Below are 17,968 nucleotides of genomic sequence, written 5' to 3'. Positions count from 1 at the left end.
CGCCTCGAAGGCCCGGATCGCAGTTCGTGAACCCACGACCGGAAAGACGCGTGATGTTGCACGAGAAACTGAATTCGATCTACGACAGCGTCCTGCGCCGCAACCCGGGGGAGGCCGAGTTCCACCAGGCCGTCCGCGAGGTTCTGGAGAGCATCGGGCCGGTCCTCGGCAAGCACCCCGAGTACGCCGAATCCAAGATCATCGAGCGAATCTGCGAGCCGGAGCGGCAGATCATCTTCCGGGTGCCGTGGGAGGACGACCAGGGCGAGGTGCACATCAACCGCGGCTTCCGGGTCGAGTTCAACAGCGCCCTCGGGCCCTACAAGGGCGGACTGCGTTTCCATCCCTCGGTCTACCTGGGCATCGTCAAGTTCCTCGGCTTCGAGCAGATCTTCAAGAACGGACTGACCGGCCTGCCGATCGGCGGGGGCAAGGGCGGCTCGGACTTCGACCCCAAGGGCCGCTCCCAGCGCGAGATCATGCGCTTCTGCCAGAGCTTCATGACCGAGCTCTACCGGCACATCGGCGAGTACACCGACGTCCCCGCCGGGGACATCGGCGTCGGCCAGCGCGAGATCGGCTACCTGTTCGGCCAGTACAAGCGCATCACCAACCGGTACGAGTCCGCGGTGATCACCGGCAAGGGGATCGGCTACGGCGGCGCCCAGGTCCGCACCGAGGCGACCGGGTACGGCTGCGCGTTCTTCGTCGACGAGATGCTGAAGGCGCGCGGCACCTCCTTCGAGGGCAAGCGCGTCGTCGTCTCCGGCTCGGGCAACGTCGCCGTCTACGCGATCGAGAAGATGCAGCAGCTCGGTGGCACCGTGGTCGCCTGTTCCGACTCCTCGGGGTACGTCGTCGACGAGAAGGGCATCGACCTCGACCTGCTCAAGCAGGTCAAGCAGGTCGAGCGCCTGCGGATGGACGTCTACGCCGAGCGCCGCGGCGGCGTCGTGTCCTTCGTGCCGGGGCGGAGCATCTGGGAGGTGCCGTGCGAGGTGGCGATGCCGTCGGCCACCCAGAACGAGATCACCGGCAGGGACGCCGAATCCCTGGTGCGCGGCGGGTGTGTCGCGGTCGGCGAGGGCGCCAACATGCCCACCACGCCGGAGGGCATCCGGATCTTCCAGGAGGCGGGTGTCGCCTTCGGCCCGGGCAAGGCCGCCAACGCGGGCGGCGTGGCCACCAGCGCGCTGGAGATGCAGCAGAACGCCAGCCGCGACTCCTGGACCTTCGAGTTCTCCGAGCACCGCCTTCAGGAGATCATGAAGGACATCCACGGCCGCTGCCTGCAGAGCGCCGCCGAGTACGGCATGCCGGGCAACTACGTGGCCGGTGCCAACATCGACGGCTTCAAGCGCGTCGCCGACGCGATGCTCGCCCTCGGCCTGATCTGAGGCTGAGGCGCCCGTACCCGGTCACCGTCGAGCCGGCGGAGGAGAGGACGGCGACAAGCGGTGCCGCCCGGAGCGCGAACCCGGCCCGCCGGACCCGATCAGCGGGACCGGCGGGCCGGAGATCGCGCAGAACAGCCACGGCGCCGGGAGAGCGAATCAACGCCGTGGCCCTTGTCAGGGGGTGGGCAGGCCGCTGTCCAGCCGGCATCCGTCGGTGGTCCGCGTGTTGTCACAACGGTTGAGCTGGAGACTGTCCGCCACGTAGACGAAGGACTGGCCGTTCGGGCTCACCACCGACAGCTGCACGGTGGCCGCGCCGGCCGGTGCGATCGCCGAGACGTCGTGCTCCGCCCAATCAGAGGTCAGGGCGTGGAGCGAGCCGTCACTGTTCGAGATCAGCGCGTTCGACGCGTTGTACCAGGAGAGCCGCAGCTTGACGTCGCCGAAGGTGGCGGTCGTCAGCCGGACGAAGAACTTGTACCGTTGCCCCGGCGTCACCTGGGGCCTGCGAGTGACCGACAGGATCCCCTCGGCCCACGGCTGGACGTTCACGGTCAGGGACCGCCGGCCGTCGTAGTAGCGGGCCGACACCTGGTTGTCCGTTCCAGGCGGGGTGACCTGCAGCCATCCGCCGCCGGAGACGGTGAAGCCCGTGGGGTACCCGTAGGGCGCGTCCGCCTCGATCGTGCGTTCCTGCGCGGTCAGCAGGTCGTTGCTGTACCCCACGTCGCAGCAGACCGGCGGGGTGAGCATCGACCAGATGGCGAGGTTGGCCTTGCGAGGGTGCGGATAGGCGCTCGTGTAGAACGTGGCCGTGGTCTCGCTAGGGTCGTAGTAGTTGTTGAACTCCTGGTCCACCTGCCAGGTGTGCCACTGGGTGGACATGACGTCGGCGTCCTCATGGAGGACCGTCTCGGTGACCTTGGCGTGGTCGACGTCGAACAGGTGGATGAACTCGTGCAGCATGGTCGCGCTGTCCCACTCGTCGGTCGCCGCGACGCAGAGGATTTCGCAGAAGGCCTGCGCCGTCCCGTCGAAGTCCTCGAACACCATGTAGGTACGGTTGGTGTGGTCGTAACCCGCCGCCTCCAGATCGTCCTCGACGACGTCCGCGGCGGTCTCGCCGCCGATCACCCCGTTCTCGATCTTCTCCGGTACCACGAGGGCGCGTGCGTAGCCCGCGTAGCCGCCGGTGTCGTAGCCGGTCCGGCAGCTCAGGTTGACATGCTGGTCGTAGTTCGTGGACGTGTCCAGCGACCAGTCCACCCGGTCGACGATCTTGGCGATCTTCTCGACGAAGTCGTCGTAGCGGTTCCCGGACTCCTCGTGCCAGGCATAGATCACCTGGACCGCCGGGACACTTCCCGCGGCGTTCTTGGGGTCGGACAGTGTGGTGGCGCAGCCTCGCTTGGGAATGCCCGCGTCCGCCGGTTGCACGTAGGGGACATCGGGTTCGGTGCCGATGGGATTGAAGTCGGCGTGTGCCGTATCTGTCATCAGGAGGATAAACAGCACCGCGACCAGCACGGACGTCAATTTCTTGAGACATGCTAACAAAGGATTTTCCTCCAGTACTTTACCGTGCCGTGAGCCCGTGGATTCCCATGACAGGTTTCCTGGAATTCCGGGCACCACTTCAGGAGTGATCTTCGGCGGTATGCCGGTGAGCATGATTTGACTGGCCGCACCGGTTCTGAATGTGATCCTTGTCACTGAGCCGTGAAACTCGGCCAGGAATGGAGTTCGTATGAGTTCGGGTCCCGTCCCGTGTTCGACCGGCTCTGTGGGCGGCGGTGACGACAGGGTGAGCGAGGCCGGTAACCGCTGGTCCGACTGCCGAACCCCGGCCCAGGTCAACGGGGTTCGGGTGGGTCGGGCCGGAAACCGGTGGCTGGGTGCCGCCGGCTTTTACGAGCCTCGGATCTCATCCGAAGAGATGTGTCCTGAATGTATTCGGGCGATGACCGCCTCACGTCTTTGCCTGGGAATCATCGGTCTAGGCGAAGATAAACAACATCTGTTTCGGTCCGGTGTCGCAACGAGTCCCTCTTCTGTTACTGATCACCGGCAAAGTTTAGGCATCCGAAGTTGAAGGGCGGATGTCACGAAGGGATACGACTGCCGACGGCTGAGTGCCGTTCTCCAGGCCGGAGGTATGAAATATCCGGAAGATGACGATTTGATACGGCGGCTGTAGGTCAGGATTTCCGAGGGGCATGACCCGCGGGGCCCTCGTGGGCACGGGAACGGCCACCGGGATCATGATCGTTTGTAGCGACGAACGTGGAAACGGCGACCGTGGAGGCCACGGCGGCAACATCCGGCTCATCTCCGCACCGGGCGGTCCTGCTCGCCGGCTGTCGCGAGAGAGACCTCCCTCAGCACTCGCCCATCGCGGCACGCGTCTGCGACGGTGACATGGGCGGGACGGGCAGGGGATGGGCCGCGCCGGCGCGCAGGCCGTCGAGGGTGAGGGCCAGGTGCCGCCGCCAGACACCGGGAGCGACGCGGAACGTCGCGCGCACGGTCGCCGCGACCCCCCAGATCACGAACGCCATGTCGTCGAGCGCGACGTCGTCTCGCAGGTCGCCGGACTCCTGGGCGCGCTCGATGATCCGCCGCATCAGCGCGTACCCCGTGCCGGTGTCGGCCGTGGCGCCGCGTACGGCGAGATCGTTGTAGCCGAGGTCGGCGGCCTGCAGCTCGCACACGCCGGTGATGAACGCGACGAACCCCTCCCACGCGTCGTCCGTCGCGAGCGAGCGCGTGGCCAGGTCGGCGACCGTCGCCACCCGGTCCTCGAACACCGCCGCCACCAGCTCGGCACGCGTGGGGAAGCGGTTGTACAGCGTCCCGATGCTCACCCCCGCCGCACGCGCGATCTCCTCGAGCGGCACGTCGAGCCCCCGGTCGGCGAAGAGCCGCCTGGCCGCCAGGAGGAGGCGCTCGCGGTTGTGGAGGGCGTCCTTGCGCATACCGGGAATCCTGGCTTAAGTTGAGGTCAATCTCAACTTGAGGAAGGTCTCAACTTATGCGACGGACCATCGTGATCACCGGCGGCACGAGCGGCATCGGCAAGGCCCTCGCCCGGCACCACGCCGAACGGGGCGACCTGGTCGTCGCCGTGGGCAGCGGCGAGGCGGGCGGCCGGCGCCTGCTCGAGGACGTGCCCGCGGCGCGCTTCGTCCGGGCCGACCTCAGCTCCCTCCGGCAGACCCGCGACCTGATCGAGCGGCTCCGCGACGAGCACCCGGTGATCGACGCGCTGGTGCTCGGCGCCTTCAGGTACAACCTGGCGAGGGTCGAGACCGAGGAGGGGTTCGAGCACACCTTCGCCCTGTCCGTGATCAGCCGCTGGATGATGGCCGAGGGCCTGCGCGAACCCCTGGAGGGGGCACCGGCACCCGTGATCGTCAACCTGTGCGGCGTCGGGGGCATCCGCGCGGGACGGATCCACTGGGACGACCTGCAGTTCACCAGGGACTACCGGCCCTTCACCGCGACGATGCAGGGCGCCAGGGCCGGAGAGCTGCTGGCCTCGACCTACGACGGCGAGCGGACGAGCTACGTGCTCTACAACCCGCTGTTCGTGGCGACCGGGCTGTTCGAACCCTTCCGCCAGCCGGTACGCGGTCTCGTGCGGGTGATGTCGGCGTTGTTCGCCCAGCCGGTGGCCAGGGCCGTGCCGCCGATCGCCGCGCTCGTCGACCGGCCCCCGGCCGGGCCGCTCGCCGCCTACCGCAGGGGCAGGCCCATCGCGTTCACCGTCGACCGCGACCAGGCGCTGAGGTTCGAGAAGGCCGTGCGCGCGATGGTGGCGCCGTTCTCCGGATGATCGTCTCCGGACGCTCGGCGCCGTGCCGGGCGGTCGGGCCGCTGGGCGGCCGGGCGGGCGATCTCGGCAGGGCTTTCGATCGGCGGTGTGCCGGGCTGCCGGTCGGTCGCGGCAGGGCTCCTGATCGGCGGTGTGCCGGGCTGCCGGTCGGTCGCGGCAGGCCCCGCGCTCCGGGACCTGCCGGTCGGACGTGCGCTCAGCCCGCGCCGGGGACGACGGCGGTCTTCTCCTTGAAGTCGTAGCCGTTCTTCGCGGCGTTCTGCCGCAGGCTGTCGAAGGATTTCCTGCCGGCCTCGAGGTCGGCCTCGGTGGCGGTGCCGTTCTTCAACTTGTCGGTCAGGTTGCTGAAGCTGTCGGTGACCGCTTTGACGCCCTTGCACATTGTCGGGTTGGCCAGGGCGAAGCGCCTGGCGACCTTCAGTTCGTGAACGGTGAAGAGCCCGGCCAGGGCGGCCTTCGCGAAGGTCCGCTTCCGCTTCTCCGCTCCGGCCTTGAACCCACCGCTCCGCAACGGTTTGTAGATGTAGCGATAGAAGGCCCCCAGTGCGAGACCCGCGTGCAGCGCGAAGCGGGTCTTGGCGAACCTCTTGGTGTTGGCGCCGACCGGGCACTCGTCCTCGGTGTACTCCTGGGCGGTATCCGTCGCGGGGAGGTCGGCGGCGGGCGGAACGGCTACGGGCGGCGATGTCGCGACCACGACGGCCTCGGGTCTCACCGCGGCCGGCCTGTCGCCACCGCAGCCGCCGATCAGTGTCACGGCCAGTAGTGCCGCTGCCGGGACGACAACGGATCGGGCACTCCGTACAGGCATCTTCCCCCCTGGATGACGGTTACGGCGTCACCTTTCGCTCTCCTTGTACCCTTTGTGGTTGTCTCGACACGCTCTGTGAGACAGATGGCTCCCGTGGCAGGTCCACGACTCGTCCCGGGGGCGGGTCCCCGGATGTTCGTCCGATGGGCGTGGTCACCCCGGCGACGCCGGGCCGATCCGGCCGCCGCATCGTGTCCTCGTGGGGCGCGGTGTCTCGATGGCAAGTAATCACTTGTTTACTTATGGTCGTTTTGGACGCGAAAAAACAGGGTGCAGATTCACTTTCTTCGACTAGCCTCACCAATGCCCTTATGTCGCCTTTAATGCGGACATCGCCCTATTTGGCACTTCGTAGGCGGCGTATCTGGCATCCCCTCGTACGAAAGGCGACTGGTGCGGTACCGTCTTGCCCCCATTGCGGTGGCCACTGTTTTTTCCCTCCCGTTCATTTCCCTTTCCACTCCCGTACAGGCTCAGGTCAAGCCGTGCCACGGTCACGGCACGGACGGCGCGGTCCAGAGTCCTGTCGAGATCGACCGTTCGACGGCGTGCCCGGGCACCCGGCCCGCGCTCGCCGTCCATTACCCGCACAGCGTCGACGGGACGCTCCTGTTCCAGGACAAGCCCCCGCTGGAGGAGGCGAGCGAGCACGACGACGTCAGGTTCGTCGTCGGCGCCGGAGGTTCCCGGCCGTACATCACCTACGGCGGCCAGCGCTACAACCTGAACAACGTGCACTTCCACGGCCACGCCGAGCACAAGTTCGCCGGCCAGCCCTTCGCCCCCCTCGAGGCCCACTTCGTCCACGAGCGGGCGACCGGTCCGAAGGGCTACGTGGTCTTCTCGGTCCTCGTCGACGCCAAGTCCTTCCAGGGCCTGTCCCAGCACGACCGCCTGATCGCGTCGCCCCCCGCCATCGGCGAGTCCAGGAGCGTCCACGGCGTCGACCTCAGGGCCATGCTGCCCGAGAGGCACGCCACCTACCGCTACACCGGCTCCCTCACCACGCCGGACGAGACCGGCTCCTACTTCCAGCCGGTCAACTGGGTCGTCTTCGACCAGCACGCGAAGGCGCACCAGGACAACATCCAGTCCTACAGGTCACTGTGGGGCCCGGAGGGCAACCACCGGGAACTCCAGGAGAACAGCCCAGAGCCCAACATCTACTCGTACCACTGACGGCGCGCCGATCCGCGTCCCCGGTTCCGCGACCGTGATGAGCACGCCGATCGAGGTACGCCTCGGTCGGCGTGGTCGTTTGAGGGGGAAGAGGTCGCGTCCGCGAGGGCCCCGGTTCGCGTGCCGCCCGGTGGGGGATCACTCGTCGGACCGGCCGGACCAGCCGACGACGATGTTCTGGCCGAGCCAGCCGGTGACGGTGTCGACGTCCTCGGCGCTCAGGTGTTCGGCGAGGAGGCGCCGGAACTCGATCTCGCCGAGGGCCTCGCGCTGCTGTCTGAGCCAGAGCAGGCTGATGTTGATTCCGGGTATCTGAAGTTCGGCACGGATGAGCAGGCTATGCACAGTGAGGGCCACTGCCTCGGAGGCTCTGCCCGTTTCGGTGTACAGCGCACCGATCTGGCTGTAGTTGCCGGCCATGCCTGCCCGGTTGCCGAGCTCCTCGTGGATGGTGAGGGAGCGGCGGTAGTACTCCAGTGCCCGCTCATGCTCTCCTCGCTCCTGGGCGATGATGCCGAGGTGGTGGTAGCCGCCCGCCATGCCTGCCCGGTTGCCGAGTTTCTCGTGGATGGTGAGGGAGCGGCGGTAGTGCTCCAGTGCCCGCTCGCGCTCTCCTCGCTCCTGAGCGATCATCCCGAGGTGGTGGTAGCCGTTGGCCATGCCTGCCTCGTCGCCGAGTTCCTCTTTGATGGTGAGGGAGCGATGGTAGTGCTCCAGTGCCCGCTCGTACTCCCTCCGCTCCTGGGCGATCATGCCAAGCTGGTGGTAGCCGCTCGCCATGCCCGCGCGGTCGCCGAGCTCTTCGTCGATGGACAGGGAGCGGCGGTAGTGCTCCAGTGCCCGCTCATGCTCTCCTCGCTCCTGGGCGACGATGCCGAGCTGGTGATAGCCACGGGCCATGCCCGCGCGGTCGCCGAGTTTCTCGTTGATGGTCAGGGAGCGGCGGTAGTGCCGCAACGCCCGCTCATAGTCTCCTCGCCTGTGGGCGATGATGCCGAGCTGGTGCAAGCCGACGGCCTGCTGCCGGCTCTCGGCCGCGAACCACGACAGGGTCTCGTGATGGAGCTGCTCCTCCCAGCTCCACGCTCCCAAGGTATGCAACCGCTTACACACCCAATCCGTCACCACCGCGGCACTGTTCAGATCACCCGCGGCATACCAATGGAAGCGCGCCTCCAGCATGTCCGTCAGGTCCTGCTGCGGGCTCTGCGGCCGGGTCCGGGTTCGCCAGTGCCAGAACCGGGCCGCTGCCTCGTGCGCCTGCCCTACCTCGGCCACCAACCCGGCCAGCGTGGTCGCCGTCCACCGGTGCACCACGAACGACCGCTCCCCGTCGGAGTCACCGGACCCCGCACCCGGCGCCAGCAACCCCAACCCCGCCAACACCTCCAACGCCTCCTCCACCCCCTCGGGCTCGATCACCGGTGGAACCCGGGAGCGCGCCACGTCCTGCCGCGCCTCCTCCTCCGCCGACCCCGGATCCTCCAACCCCGCCCGCGGATTCCTCTCCCGTGCCCGCCGCACCAGCTCATCCGGTCGATCCGGCTGCTCCGGGTCCCCCGCAACCGGGGTCGAGACCGGCCAGGCCACCCCCACCCGATCCACCGCCACCCGGAACACCGACGCCCCCACCAGGACCTCGCGCGAGAAATCGTCCAGCAGCCCCACCAGCTCACCCAGCAACGTGTCATCCACCGCCAGCGTCACCGCCTCCGCCAACGCCGCATCCAAGTCGCCTGACCCGGCGGCACGCAACCACACCCCAGGATGGGAGATGCCGCGCCGGTCGAGGAGGTCCTCCAGGCGTTCGCGGACGTCGTCGAAGCGGGCTTCCCCGCCTCGGAGCAGAGCGTCCAGATATTCCAGTGTCCGAGGGTGACCGCCCACGCTGGCCCAGGCCCGTTGCCGGTCGGCGACCGGCAGCGCGTCCAGTCCTGGTAGGCGCCACATCAGCTTGCGGGCCTCGGCCCAGGACAGCGGGCCGAGATGGTGGGTGTGCAGACGGCGTTCGGCGCGTTTGGGGAGGGGGAAGGGGTAGCGGCTGGTGATCAGCAGCTTGTGCCTGCCACGCAGACGGATCCAGGCGGCCAGGAATCCGGCCAGCTCCTCGTTGACGACCTTCCACCCGGTGCCGTCGTGTGCCAGGTTGTCCTCGAAGTTGTCCAGCAACAGGGTCATCGGCACCTGGACGAGGAGCTGCCCGAGTGCCTGGAGCCGGTCGCTCCATTCGTGCTGCGGCTGCCGTACCAGGCCCGCGAGGTGACGGGTCCGCTCGTCGGTGAAGGCTGCCGGCAGGGTGCTGCCGATCTCCTCAAGGAGCTGGTCGGGACCGGTCTGGCCGACCGCCGAGACCACCGGGCCCGCGTCTGGCCCCAGGTCGCGCAGCAGCTCGGCGGCCAGGCTGCTCTTGCCGACCCCGCCGATGCCGTGCAGCAGTACGCCGGGACCGTCGCCGCGCAGGGCGTCCAGGGCCGTGCGGATCTCCGAGCGGCGGCCGACGAACTCGCCGACCTTGCGCAATGGCACCCCGTCGGCGAATCGAGGCTCGGCCGGGGTGGGGATCTCCTCGAACCCTCCGGCTGCGTCGTACAGCGACATCGAGGGGCCGCGCAGGAACAGTGCCGGGGTGGCCCACTCCACGAGTGACGCGCCCAGGCTGCCCGGAGGCAGCCGCCGGCGTTCCTCCTCCAGCCGCCGCCGCGCGTCACAGAACGCGGGCAGCACCTCGGGGACGTCCCGGACCGCCAGCTCGTAGTAGAGCTGCCCGGCCAGGGCCGTGGCGTACGGGTCGGTGACCGAGGCGGTCATCGCCAGCACGCTGGGCACCCCGGCCGCCGTCAGCCCGCGCGCCAGCCCGCCCAGCGCGGTCTTCTCCGGCGTCTCGGTGGTCGTGACCGTGGGCGTACGGCCCTCCGGAGAATCCAGGGCGGTGGAGCAGCCGGACAGCACCAGCAGCGGCACCCCGCGATCCGCAGGCAGCCCGTCCCGGACGAAGCGGTTCGTGGACACCCGGTCGGCGCGTCCGGCCGTGTCCTCCAGCAGCAGCACCCCGGGTTCGGCGTGGCAGGAGATGTGCAGCACGTGGAAGCGCTCCTGGAGCAGCGCCTTCCTGATGCCCGCGAGCGTTCCCCGGTTGAGGATGCGCACGTACGCCCCGGGACGGTCCCGGCCACCCCTGCGGGCACGTTCCACCGAGTCGAGGATCTTGGCGAGCTCCGCCTCCAGGTCCAGCACCGCCCCGCCGCCGGGCCCCTCGGGGGCGGCCATCACGACCAGGATCCGCAGCGGGCCCGAGATCGTGATGGAGGGAGTCGTATCGGCCGGAACGTGCCGGTAGAGCCGCACCCGGGGATGCAGCGCCAGCGGCTCGACCATCCCCGGCACCGTCAGCGTCTCCCACGGCAGGTCCGCCAGCTCCTCGGCGACCTCCAGGCCGAGCCGGAGCGTCGCTCCCAGCGCGTGCGCCCCGGCCAGCTCGGCGGCCAGCGCCTCCCCGGCGGCCCCGGTGAGGTACGCGTGCCCGAGCTCCCGGCCGCACTCGGCCAGCAGCGCCCCGACCCCGCCGGAGCCGTCAGGACCTCGCGTGATGTGGTCGCCGCGCTCGCGAGCGGACCCCAGCCGCCAGACCAGCTCGTCCAGCCTCGGACTCCGGGCCGGGGAGTGGGCCGCCCGCGCCGGGCTCCCGGCGGCCGGCGCCAGGCGCGGCGTCCCATCCGGTGCGTCCTGCTTTACGGACTCGTGCGACGAGGTCCGGAGCGTGACCTCGTCCGGGGAGATCCGGAGCGTGCAGCGCCGGGGCTTCTCCGGGCGTACCCCGCTGCCCGGCCTGACGGCGGGGCCCGGCGCCACCTCCGGCACCCGCCCGCGCAGCGCCCGGACCAGCTCGTCCAGCCGCCGGTCGTGGTCGTGTCCGTCCACCGAGGACAGGTCCACGTGAAACCGGTCGGCCGCGAACTCAGGCAGCTCGACGTCCTCGATCAGCACCGGGATGAACCGCCGCCCACCCTCGACGGAGCGCCGGATCAGCGAGGCGTACGCCAGGCGCACCCAGGGGTCGGTCAGGGAGGCCCGGCTGAAGACCAGGATCCCGTGGGTCGCGTCCCGGATCGCCTTCTCGATCACCTCGACGACGATCGCGCCGGGAGACCTGAGCACCTCCCCGTAGGTGACCTCCAGGCCCTCCGCGCGCAGCCGGTCGGCGAGCCAGCGGACCCACTCGGCGTCCTGCGGGGCGTGGGAGACGTACGCGTCGCTCACGGTGCCCTCCGGACGGCTTTCGCGATCTCGTCCACCCGCCGGTCGAAGACCGTGTCGGAAACGCCGCGCAGGTCGCTGTAGAAGCGGATCTTGACGAATTCCGGCAGATCCTGAGTCTTCACGTCTTTGACGAGGACCGGGATGAGCAACCGCCCGTCGTACATGGACCGCTGGAGCAACACGTGGTACTCGTTCTTCACCGGGCCGCTCGTCATCGACGCGGGACTGAAGACGAGCAGCCCGTGCGCCGAGTTCCTGATCGCCTCCTCCACCTCGTGGAAGATGATCGAAGCGGGCCCGACGACCAGCTTGTCGTAGACCACCCGGATGCCGCGCCGTTCCAGCCGCTCGGCCAGGTCGGTGACGATGTCGGCGTCGTCGTGCGAATAGGAGACAAACACATCGTAAGTCGTCACTGTGCCACCGCTTCCGGGGGAGGACGCCGGGGAGATCGGGGTGCGGGAGGCGCGCTTTCCGGGGGATTTCTTTCGTACGGAAACCCAGGCGAAGTAGGCGCCCGCGATGCCCGCCACAGCACCGATCACGGCGACCGCCAGATCCGCGATATCCATGCGATCAGGCTATGGCGCGAAATGTTTCCCTGGCCGGGAGTAGCAATAAATGACCAACTGTCCGTCTATCCGCAAACGGAGGAACACACCGACATTAAGTCCGCGGGGGTCATGTGAGCGAACCGGCGGCGGAGGCGTACGACGTCTTCATCGTGCGCGCCCAGGCCGACCTGGACACGGGGGAGTGCGAGCGGGGGCCGGAGCGCCACCGCCGATCCCTGACCGTCAACGAGGAACCCGGTGACCGGGCCGGGCACGGCTCGTGGCCACAGCCGGATCGGTGCGTTGCGCACCGAGACGGGCGGAGCCGCTGAGACTGTGGTCTTCGTCACGCGCGGCCTGCCCGTTCGCATCGGACTTCAGGCATCCAAGATCACCGTTGACCTGAACCGGCTCGGACGGCGGCGCGCGATCCTCGGCGAGACAGGGCTCGGGCGCCTCCTCACCGAACATCTGAGCGCTGAGGCCGTCGACACCGTCGTCGGCCGGCTCGACCGGTCCGCCGCCTGACCCCGCTGCGGGACCTCGATCTTTTACCCTCCTCGCTCCATAAGGGATGCGTCAAAACGGGCATAGATTGTGTATATTTTCCGTTACCCAATCTCATCTGAAGGAGGATTTATCGTGTCAGCTTTCCCGCGCGTACTGTTCGATGAGGCACACAGCGAGTCGTGGACCATCCGGCGGGATGTGGCCGAGACGATGAATCCCGGCCATCCCGACGACAGCAGCTACGCGCGCGCGGCCGGGCTGCTGCGCGGGCTGGGGCACTCCGTGGACGCGCACGTCGAGGGCCCGCTCACCCCGGGCCTGCTGAGCGCGCGGGACGTGCTGGTGATCGCGCACCCCTCCGGTGACCGGTGGGAGCACACCACCGGGCTCGGCAGCCCGGTCCTCCCCGTCGAGGAACTCGACGCGATCGAGGAGTACGTCCGCGACGGCGGCGGGCTGGTCGTGCTGGCCGAGTACGAGCAGGAGAAGTACGGCAGCAACCTCACAGAGCTGCTCGCGCGCTTCGGCGTGGGCGTCGAGCACACCCTCGTCCGGGATCCCGGGAACGCCCACAACGGCGTGGCCTCCTGGGTCCTGGGCACTCCCCGGGACACCTCGGAAAACGGGCAGGACCTGCTCGCCGGGGCCCGTCGCGCCTGCTTCTACCGGTCGGGCGTGCTCACCGCCCCCGACCACGCGGCCGTCCTGTTCACCACCTCGCCCACCGCGACCCCCGCGAACCGCCCGCTGGCGGTGGCCGTACGGCACGGCGAGGGCCGCGTCGTGGTGGTCGCCGACTCCGACCTGTTCGGTGACGACTCGATCGGCGACTACGACCACGCCGCGCTCTGGGGCAACCTCGTCACCTGGGCCGCCCGCGTCCCCGCCGCCAAGAGCCCGGCGGTCGCCGGGGACTCGGTGACCGGCGACTCCGAGGCCCGCGCCGAGTTCCAGAAGCTCAAGGACGCCGTCGAGGCCCTCAGGCCGCTGCAGGTCAAGGACGGCTCGGTCCCGGAGGAGGGCGACAGGCCGCGGGCCGCCGAGCTGGTCTCCGCGATCGCCGGGCACGTCGAGCGGCTCGCGCCGCGCTTCCCGCACGACGCCGCCTACCTGGCCGCCGTCGTCGCAGACCTCCGCAAGTGGGCAGACCAGGGGCTGGGCGTCCCCGACTTCCTCGACGCGCTCGACGCCTTCCACCCCGACACCCAGCGGGTGGACGGGCTGGAGCACCTGGTCGTCTTCCCGATGTACACCCAGAACGGCACCACCTTCCGCCACCTCGAGGCCGTGTGGATCCGCACGATCTGGCCCGAGTGGCTGGCCGAGCTGGAGCGGAACGGCTACGACAACCCGATGTTCGTGCCGATCGCCTTCGAGGACTTCACCTCCGGCTACGACACCAACTCCGCGGTGCTCTTCCCCGAGACCGTCGCGGTCCGCGAGACCCCGGCCCGCTTCACCTGGGGCGGGATCTTCGCCGACCGGGAGGCCGCGAGGTTCCGCGCGGTGAGCGGGGCCGCTGCGGCCACGCTGAAGCTCGCGCTGCCGCCGGACGCGGCCAGGCTGATCGCGTCGCAGGAGCTGGCCCAGGACACCTTCGTGCTCTGGGACCTGATCCACGACCGCACCCACAGCCACGGCGACCTGCCGTTCGACCCTTTCATGATCAAGCAGCGGATGCCGTACTGGCTCTACTCCCTCGAGGAGCTGCGCTGCGACCTGACCGCGTTCGGCGAGGCCGTGAAGCTGGAGAAGGAGGGCGTGCCGCACGCCCGCTACGTCCAGCTGGCGATCCTGTTCGACCGGCTGTTCCGCTTCCCGATCACCGGTGACCGGGTCCGCAACTACGACGGCCTGGGCGGGCAGCTGCTCTTCTCGTACCTGCACCGCAACGACGTCGTCCGGTGGACCGACAACCGGCTGAGCGTCGACTGGGACCGGCTCGCCGAGGGCGTCGCGGACCTGCGGGGCGAGGTCGAGAAGCTCTACCGGGACGGCATCGACCGCTCCAAGCTCGCCCACTGGCTCGCCGCCCACCAGCTGGTCGCCGCCTACGTCGAGCCGAACCCCGCCTCGGTCTGGGCCCGCGGGGTCGGCGCCCTGCCCGTCGAAGGATTCCCCAAGGCGGTGGTGGACGCGGTGCTGCCCGACGAGTTCCCCCTGAGCATGTTCTACGAGGCCCTGCGCCGTAAGCTCGGCGATGTCGTCGACTCCACGAAGGGCATCCGAGCATGATCATCCTTGTCACCGGTGCGGGCGGCCCCGCGGGCCGGGCCGTCGTCCGCAGGTTCACCGGCGAGGGTCACACGGTGATCGGCGTCGACAAGAGCGGAGCCGAGGGGTCCCTGGCGGTCGACCTGCTCGACGCCGACGCCGTCGCGAGGCTCGCGGCGGACGTGCGGGCCGAGCACGGCAGGGTGGACGGGATCGTGCACCTGGTCGGCGGCTGGCGCGGGTCCAAGACCTTCGCCGAGACGTCGCTGGACGACTGGGCGCTCCTGCACGACCTGCTGGTCCGTACTCTCCAGCACGTCACGCTCGCCTTCGAGCCGCTGCTCAAGGCGAGCGAGCGCGGCCGGTTCGCCATCGTCTCCGCGAAGGCGGCCGAGCGTCCCACCCAGGGCAACGCGGCGTACGGCACGGCCAAGGCCGCCTCCGAGGCGTGGACCCTGGCCTTCGCCGACGCCCTGGAGGGCACCGGCTCCACCGCGAACATCCTGGTCGTGAAGGCGCTCGTGCACGAGGGCATGCGCGCGGCGAGCCCCGAGCGGACGTTCCCCGGCTTCACCGACGTCGACGACCTCGCCGAGGCGATCGACGCCCTGTGGAGCACCGACGCCAACGGCACCCGGATCGACCTCACCGCCACACAGGAGGGGAAGACCGCGTGACGGACGCCATCCGCAGGCACGACCCGCTGGTGAAGGGCTTCGCCAGCGACAACTACGCCGGGGTCCACCCGGAGATCCTCCAGGCGATCGCGCTCGCCAACGGGGGCCACCAGACCGCGTACGGCGACGACGTCTACACCGCCGCGCTGCAGGAGGTCTTCAGGAAGCACTTCGGCCCCGCCGCGCAGGCGTGGCCGATGTTCAACGGCACCGGCGCCAACGTGGTCGCGCTCCGCTCGATGACCGCCCACTGGGAGGCGGTGGTCTGCGCGGAGTCGGCGCACATCCACACCGACGAGGGCGGCGCCCCCGAGCGGTCGGCCGGGCTCAAGCTGCTGCCGGTCGCCACCCCGGACGGCAAGCTCACGCCCGAGCTGATCGACAGGCAGGCGTGGGGCTTCGGCGACGAACACCGGGCACAGCCCAGGGTGGTGTCGATCACCCAGACCACCGAGCTGGGCACGCTCTACACGCCGGAGGAGATCGGGGCGATCTGCGACCACGCCCACGACCTCGGCATGGTCGTCCACCTCGACGGCGCCCGCGCGACCAACGCCGCCGCCGCGCTGGACGTGCCGCTGCGCGCGTTCACCACCGACGTGGGCGTGGACGTGCTGTCCTTCGGCGGCACCAAGGCCGGTCTGATGTTCGGCGAGGCCGTCGTGGTGCTCAACCCCGATGCCGTGCGCGGCCTGCGCTACCTGCGCAAGAGCGCCATGCAGCTCGCCTCCAAGATGCGGTTCGTCTCGGTGCAGTTCGAGGCGCTGCTCGCGGGCGACCTGTGGCTGCGCAACGCCCGCAACGCCAACGCGATGGCCCTGCGGCTCGCCGACGCCGTGCGGGACGTGCCCGGGGTGGAGGTCCCGCGTCCCGTGCAGGCCAACGCGGTCTTCGCGATCCTGCCCAGGGACGTGACCGAGCGCCTGCAGAAGCGCTTCCGGTTCTACACCTGGAACGAGGCCACCGGCGAGGTCCGCTGGATGACCGCGTTCGACACCACCGAGGCCGACGTGGACGCCTTTGCCGCCGCGGTGGCGCAGGAGTTAGACTCGCCGGCATGAGCAAGCACAGTCTGGGTCTGTGGCGGGCCGTCGAGAGGCGGATCCGCTAGCCAGTCCCGACTGCGCACCAAACGGCCGCCGTTCACCGGCGGTCGTTTTCGCGTTCCGGGCGCGTTGCCGTACAACCGGTATGCGGCGGTCCTCTTCTCACCAGGAGTGACCATGACAAAGCGCGTCTTCTCCGCCTTCAAACCCACCGGCCGTCTCACGCTGGGCAACCTCCTCGGCGCGATCATGCCCGCGGTACGGCTCCAGGACGAGGCCGACTGCGTCTACGCCGTCGCGGACCTGCACGCCCTGACGATCAAGCACGACCCGGAGCGGTTGCGCGCCCGCACCCGCGAGGCCGCGACCCTGCTGCTCGCCTGCGGCCTGGACCGCTCTCTCGTCTACGTCCAGTCGCGGGTGCCCGCGCACACCGAGCTGGCCTACCTGCTGGAGAGCACGGCGTACTTCGGCGAGATGCGGCGCATGATCCAGTTCAGGGAGAAATCCGCCCGGCAGGAGGAGGTGCGGCTCTCGCTGCTCACCTATCCCGCGCTGATGGCCGCCGACATCCTGCTGCACCGGGCGGACGCCGTGCCCGTGGGGGAGGACCAGCGCCAGCACGTGGAGCTGACCCGGGACCTGGCCCTGCGGTTCAACCGGCTGTACGGCGAGGTCTTCACGGTGCCCGAGGCCGTGCGCCCGCAGGTCGCCGCCAGGGTGATGGACCTGAGCGCGCCCACCTCGAAGATGGGCAAGTCGGATGGTTCGCCCGCCGGGACGATCTACCTGCTCGACCCGCCCGCCGACCTGCGGCGCAAGGTCATGCGCGCGGTGACCGACTCCGGCACCGAGGTCGCGTACGACCCCGCGGGAAAGCCCGGCGTCTCCAACCTGCTCACCGTCCTCGCGGCCTGCTCGGACCGGCCGGTCGAGTCGCTCTCGTACGGGTCGTACGGCGCGCTCAAACGGGACACGGCCGAGGCGGTGGTGGAGACGCTGCGGCCCGTCCAGGAGCGCCACGCCGAGTTGTCGGCCGACCAGGCCGAGCTGTCGCGGCTCCTGGAGGGCGGGGCGGCGCTGGCCGTCGAGCGCACCGGCGGGCTGCTGGCCGAGGCGCGTGAGGCCATCGGCCTGGCGTGAGGGCCTGGCGTGAGGGCCCGGCGTGGGGGTGCCCGCACCGGGCCTCAGTTCTTGTGACCCGTCTCGTGCTCGTACGCGGTCAGCTGCTGTTCGAGGGCCTTCATCAGCTCGAACACCTGGCTCGGGGGAATGCGGATCCGGCTGACGATCCGGGTCGGCACGCTCACGAAGTGCTGCCCGGAGGAGGGGTCGTTGGCCAGCTGGGGCGGCCTGGTGATCACCGCGAAATCCAGGACAAATCCATCCTGGGTATGCCATACAGAGGCGAAGTTGGCGTACTGCCCCATTTCCACCTCGGCGGAGATGCTCACCTCCAGGCGGTTCTCCGGCTCGTCGTTCACCATT

Annotated in this window: 15 protein-coding genes; 9 read left to right on the top strand and 6 right to left on the bottom strand. The window is 69.4% G+C overall.

All coding sequences use genetic code 11. The features are described from left to right. Positions 1–53: 53 nt before the first annotated feature. The gene (gene gdhA, locus ACVCAG_RS18115) at positions 54–1,397 is read left to right on the top strand and encodes an NADP-specific glutamate dehydrogenase (protein WP_440084386.1); all 1,344 of its coding nucleotides are present in this window, start codon (positions 54–56) and stop codon (positions 1,395–1,397) included. Between the two features lie 174 nt (positions 1,398–1,571). Here gdhA and ACVCAG_RS18110 read toward each other — a convergent pair whose 3' ends face one another. Then, positions 1,572–2,894 (bottom strand): hypothetical protein, encoded by a 1,323-nt coding sequence (locus tag ACVCAG_RS18110; protein WP_447190057.1) that lies wholly within the window; start codon positions 2,892–2,894, stop codon positions 1,572–1,574. Positions 2,895–3,775: 881 nt separating this feature from the next. Next, positions 3,776–4,372: a TetR family transcriptional regulator gene (locus ACVCAG_RS18105; protein WP_440084388.1), complete on the bottom strand. Its 597-nt coding sequence runs from the start codon at positions 4,370–4,372 to the stop codon at positions 3,776–3,778. A gap of 56 nt (positions 4,373–4,428) precedes the next feature. Between ACVCAG_RS18105 and ACVCAG_RS18100 the strand changes: the two genes are divergently transcribed. Then, entirely contained in the window at positions 4,429–5,232 is an 804-nt protein-coding gene (locus tag ACVCAG_RS18100) for an SDR family NAD(P)-dependent oxidoreductase (protein WP_440084389.1), read from the top strand. Between the two features lie 196 nt (positions 5,233–5,428). On the opposite strand, the gene ACVCAG_RS18095 is transcribed toward ACVCAG_RS18100, so the two are convergent. Continuing rightward, on the bottom strand, positions 5,429–5,989 hold the full coding sequence (locus ACVCAG_RS18095; protein WP_440084390.1) for a hypothetical protein: 561 nt from the start codon (positions 5,987–5,989) through the stop codon (positions 5,429–5,431). A gap of 474 nt (positions 5,990–6,463) precedes the next feature. On the opposite strand from ACVCAG_RS18095, the gene ACVCAG_RS18090 reads away from it, so the two are divergent. After that, a complete protein-coding gene (locus tag ACVCAG_RS18090) occupies positions 6,464–7,222 on the top strand; it encodes a carbonic anhydrase family protein (RefSeq protein ID WP_440084391.1) in 759 nt (252 codons plus the stop codon). Between the two features lie 138 nt (positions 7,223–7,360). Here the strand turns inward: ACVCAG_RS18090 and ACVCAG_RS18085 are convergent, their stop codons facing one another. Further along, complete coding sequence (locus ACVCAG_RS18085) at positions 7,361–11,479, bottom strand: tetratricopeptide repeat protein (RefSeq protein ID WP_447190056.1); 4,119 nt, start codon at positions 11,477–11,479, stop codon at positions 7,361–7,363. Continuing rightward, on the bottom strand, positions 11,476–12,051 hold the full coding sequence (locus tag ACVCAG_RS18080; protein WP_440084393.1) for a TIR domain-containing protein: 576 nt from the start codon (positions 12,049–12,051) through the stop codon (positions 11,476–11,478). The genes ACVCAG_RS18085 and ACVCAG_RS18080 overlap by 4 nt, the downstream gene beginning before the upstream one ends. Before the next feature lie 113 nt (positions 12,052–12,164). Here ACVCAG_RS18080 and ACVCAG_RS18075 point away from each other — a divergent pair, with 113 nt between their 5' ends. The 6 genes from ACVCAG_RS18075 (at position 12,165) to trpS (ending at position 17,623) form a co-directional block, all read left to right on the top strand. Next, positions 12,165–12,365: a hypothetical protein gene (locus ACVCAG_RS18075; RefSeq protein ID WP_447190055.1), complete on the top strand. Its 201-nt coding sequence runs from the start codon at positions 12,165–12,167 to the stop codon at positions 12,363–12,365. A 4-nt stretch (positions 12,366–12,369) separates the two neighbouring features. Beyond that, on the top strand, positions 12,370–12,561 hold the full coding sequence (locus tag ACVCAG_RS18070; protein WP_447190054.1) for a hypothetical protein: 192 nt from the start codon (positions 12,370–12,372) through the stop codon (positions 12,559–12,561). A gap of 114 nt (positions 12,562–12,675) precedes the next feature. After that, positions 12,676–14,778 carry a DUF6421 family protein gene (locus ACVCAG_RS18065; protein WP_440084395.1) on the top strand — a complete coding sequence of 701 codons (2,103 nt, stop codon included), beginning with the start codon at positions 12,676–12,678 and terminating at the stop codon, positions 14,776–14,778. Further along, positions 14,775–15,434, top strand: coding sequence for an SDR family NAD(P)-dependent oxidoreductase (locus tag ACVCAG_RS18060; protein WP_440084396.1), 660 nt, complete (start codon positions 14,775–14,777; stop codon positions 15,432–15,434). The genes ACVCAG_RS18065 and ACVCAG_RS18060 overlap by 4 nt, the downstream gene beginning before the upstream one ends. Further along, positions 15,431–16,495: a beta-eliminating lyase-related protein gene (locus ACVCAG_RS18055; RefSeq protein ID WP_440084397.1), complete on the top strand. Its 1,065-nt coding sequence runs from the start codon at positions 15,431–15,433 to the stop codon at positions 16,493–16,495. Before ACVCAG_RS18060 ends, ACVCAG_RS18055 begins: the two co-directional genes overlap by 4 nt. 162 nt (positions 16,496–16,657) lie before the next feature. Beyond that, a complete protein-coding gene (gene trpS, locus ACVCAG_RS18050) occupies positions 16,658–17,623 on the top strand; it encodes a tryptophan--tRNA ligase (protein WP_440084398.1) in 966 nt (321 codons plus the stop codon). Between the two features lie 44 nt (positions 17,624–17,667). Here trpS and ACVCAG_RS18045 read toward each other — a convergent pair whose 3' ends face one another. Beyond that, positions 17,668–17,967: a DUF3467 domain-containing protein gene (locus ACVCAG_RS18045; protein ID WP_329092600.1), complete on the bottom strand. Its 300-nt coding sequence runs from the start codon at positions 17,965–17,967 to the stop codon at positions 17,668–17,670. Between the last annotated feature and the right edge of the window lies 1 nt (position 17,968).

The sequence above is a fragment of the Streptosporangium sp. G12 genome (assembly GCF_052983175.1).
Note: the sequence above shows the minus strand (reverse complement) of the source record. Positions and strands in the feature narration are given on the sequence as shown.

Bases quoted from the DNA above. Each gene is read 5' to 3' on its own strand.
- ACVCAG_RS18105 (WP_440084388.1), bottom strand. From the start codon at position 4,372: ATGCGCAAGGACGCCCTCCACAACCGCGAGCGCCTCCTCCTGGCGGCC.
- ACVCAG_RS18110 (WP_447190057.1), bottom strand. From the start codon at position 2,894: ATGACAGATACGGCACACGCCGACTTCAATCCCATCGGCACCGAACCC.
- ACVCAG_RS18060 (WP_440084396.1), top strand. From the start codon at position 14,775: ATGATCATCCTTGTCACCGGTGCGGGCGGCCCCGCGGGCCGGGCCGTC.
- trpS (WP_440084398.1), top strand. From the start codon at position 16,658: ATGACAAAGCGCGTCTTCTCCGCCTTCAAACCCACCGGCCGTCTCACG.
- ACVCAG_RS18045 (WP_329092600.1), bottom strand. From the start codon at position 17,967: ATGGTGAACGACGAGCCGGAGAACCGCCTGGAGGTGAGCATCTCCGCC.
- gdhA (WP_440084386.1), top strand. From the start codon at position 54: ATGTTGCACGAGAAACTGAATTCGATCTACGACAGCGTCCTGCGCCGC.
- ACVCAG_RS18080 (WP_440084393.1), bottom strand. From the start codon at position 12,051: ATGGATATCGCGGATCTGGCGGTCGCCGTGATCGGTGCTGTGGCGGGC.
- ACVCAG_RS18100 (WP_440084389.1), top strand. From the start codon at position 4,429: ATGCGACGGACCATCGTGATCACCGGCGGCACGAGCGGCATCGGCAAG.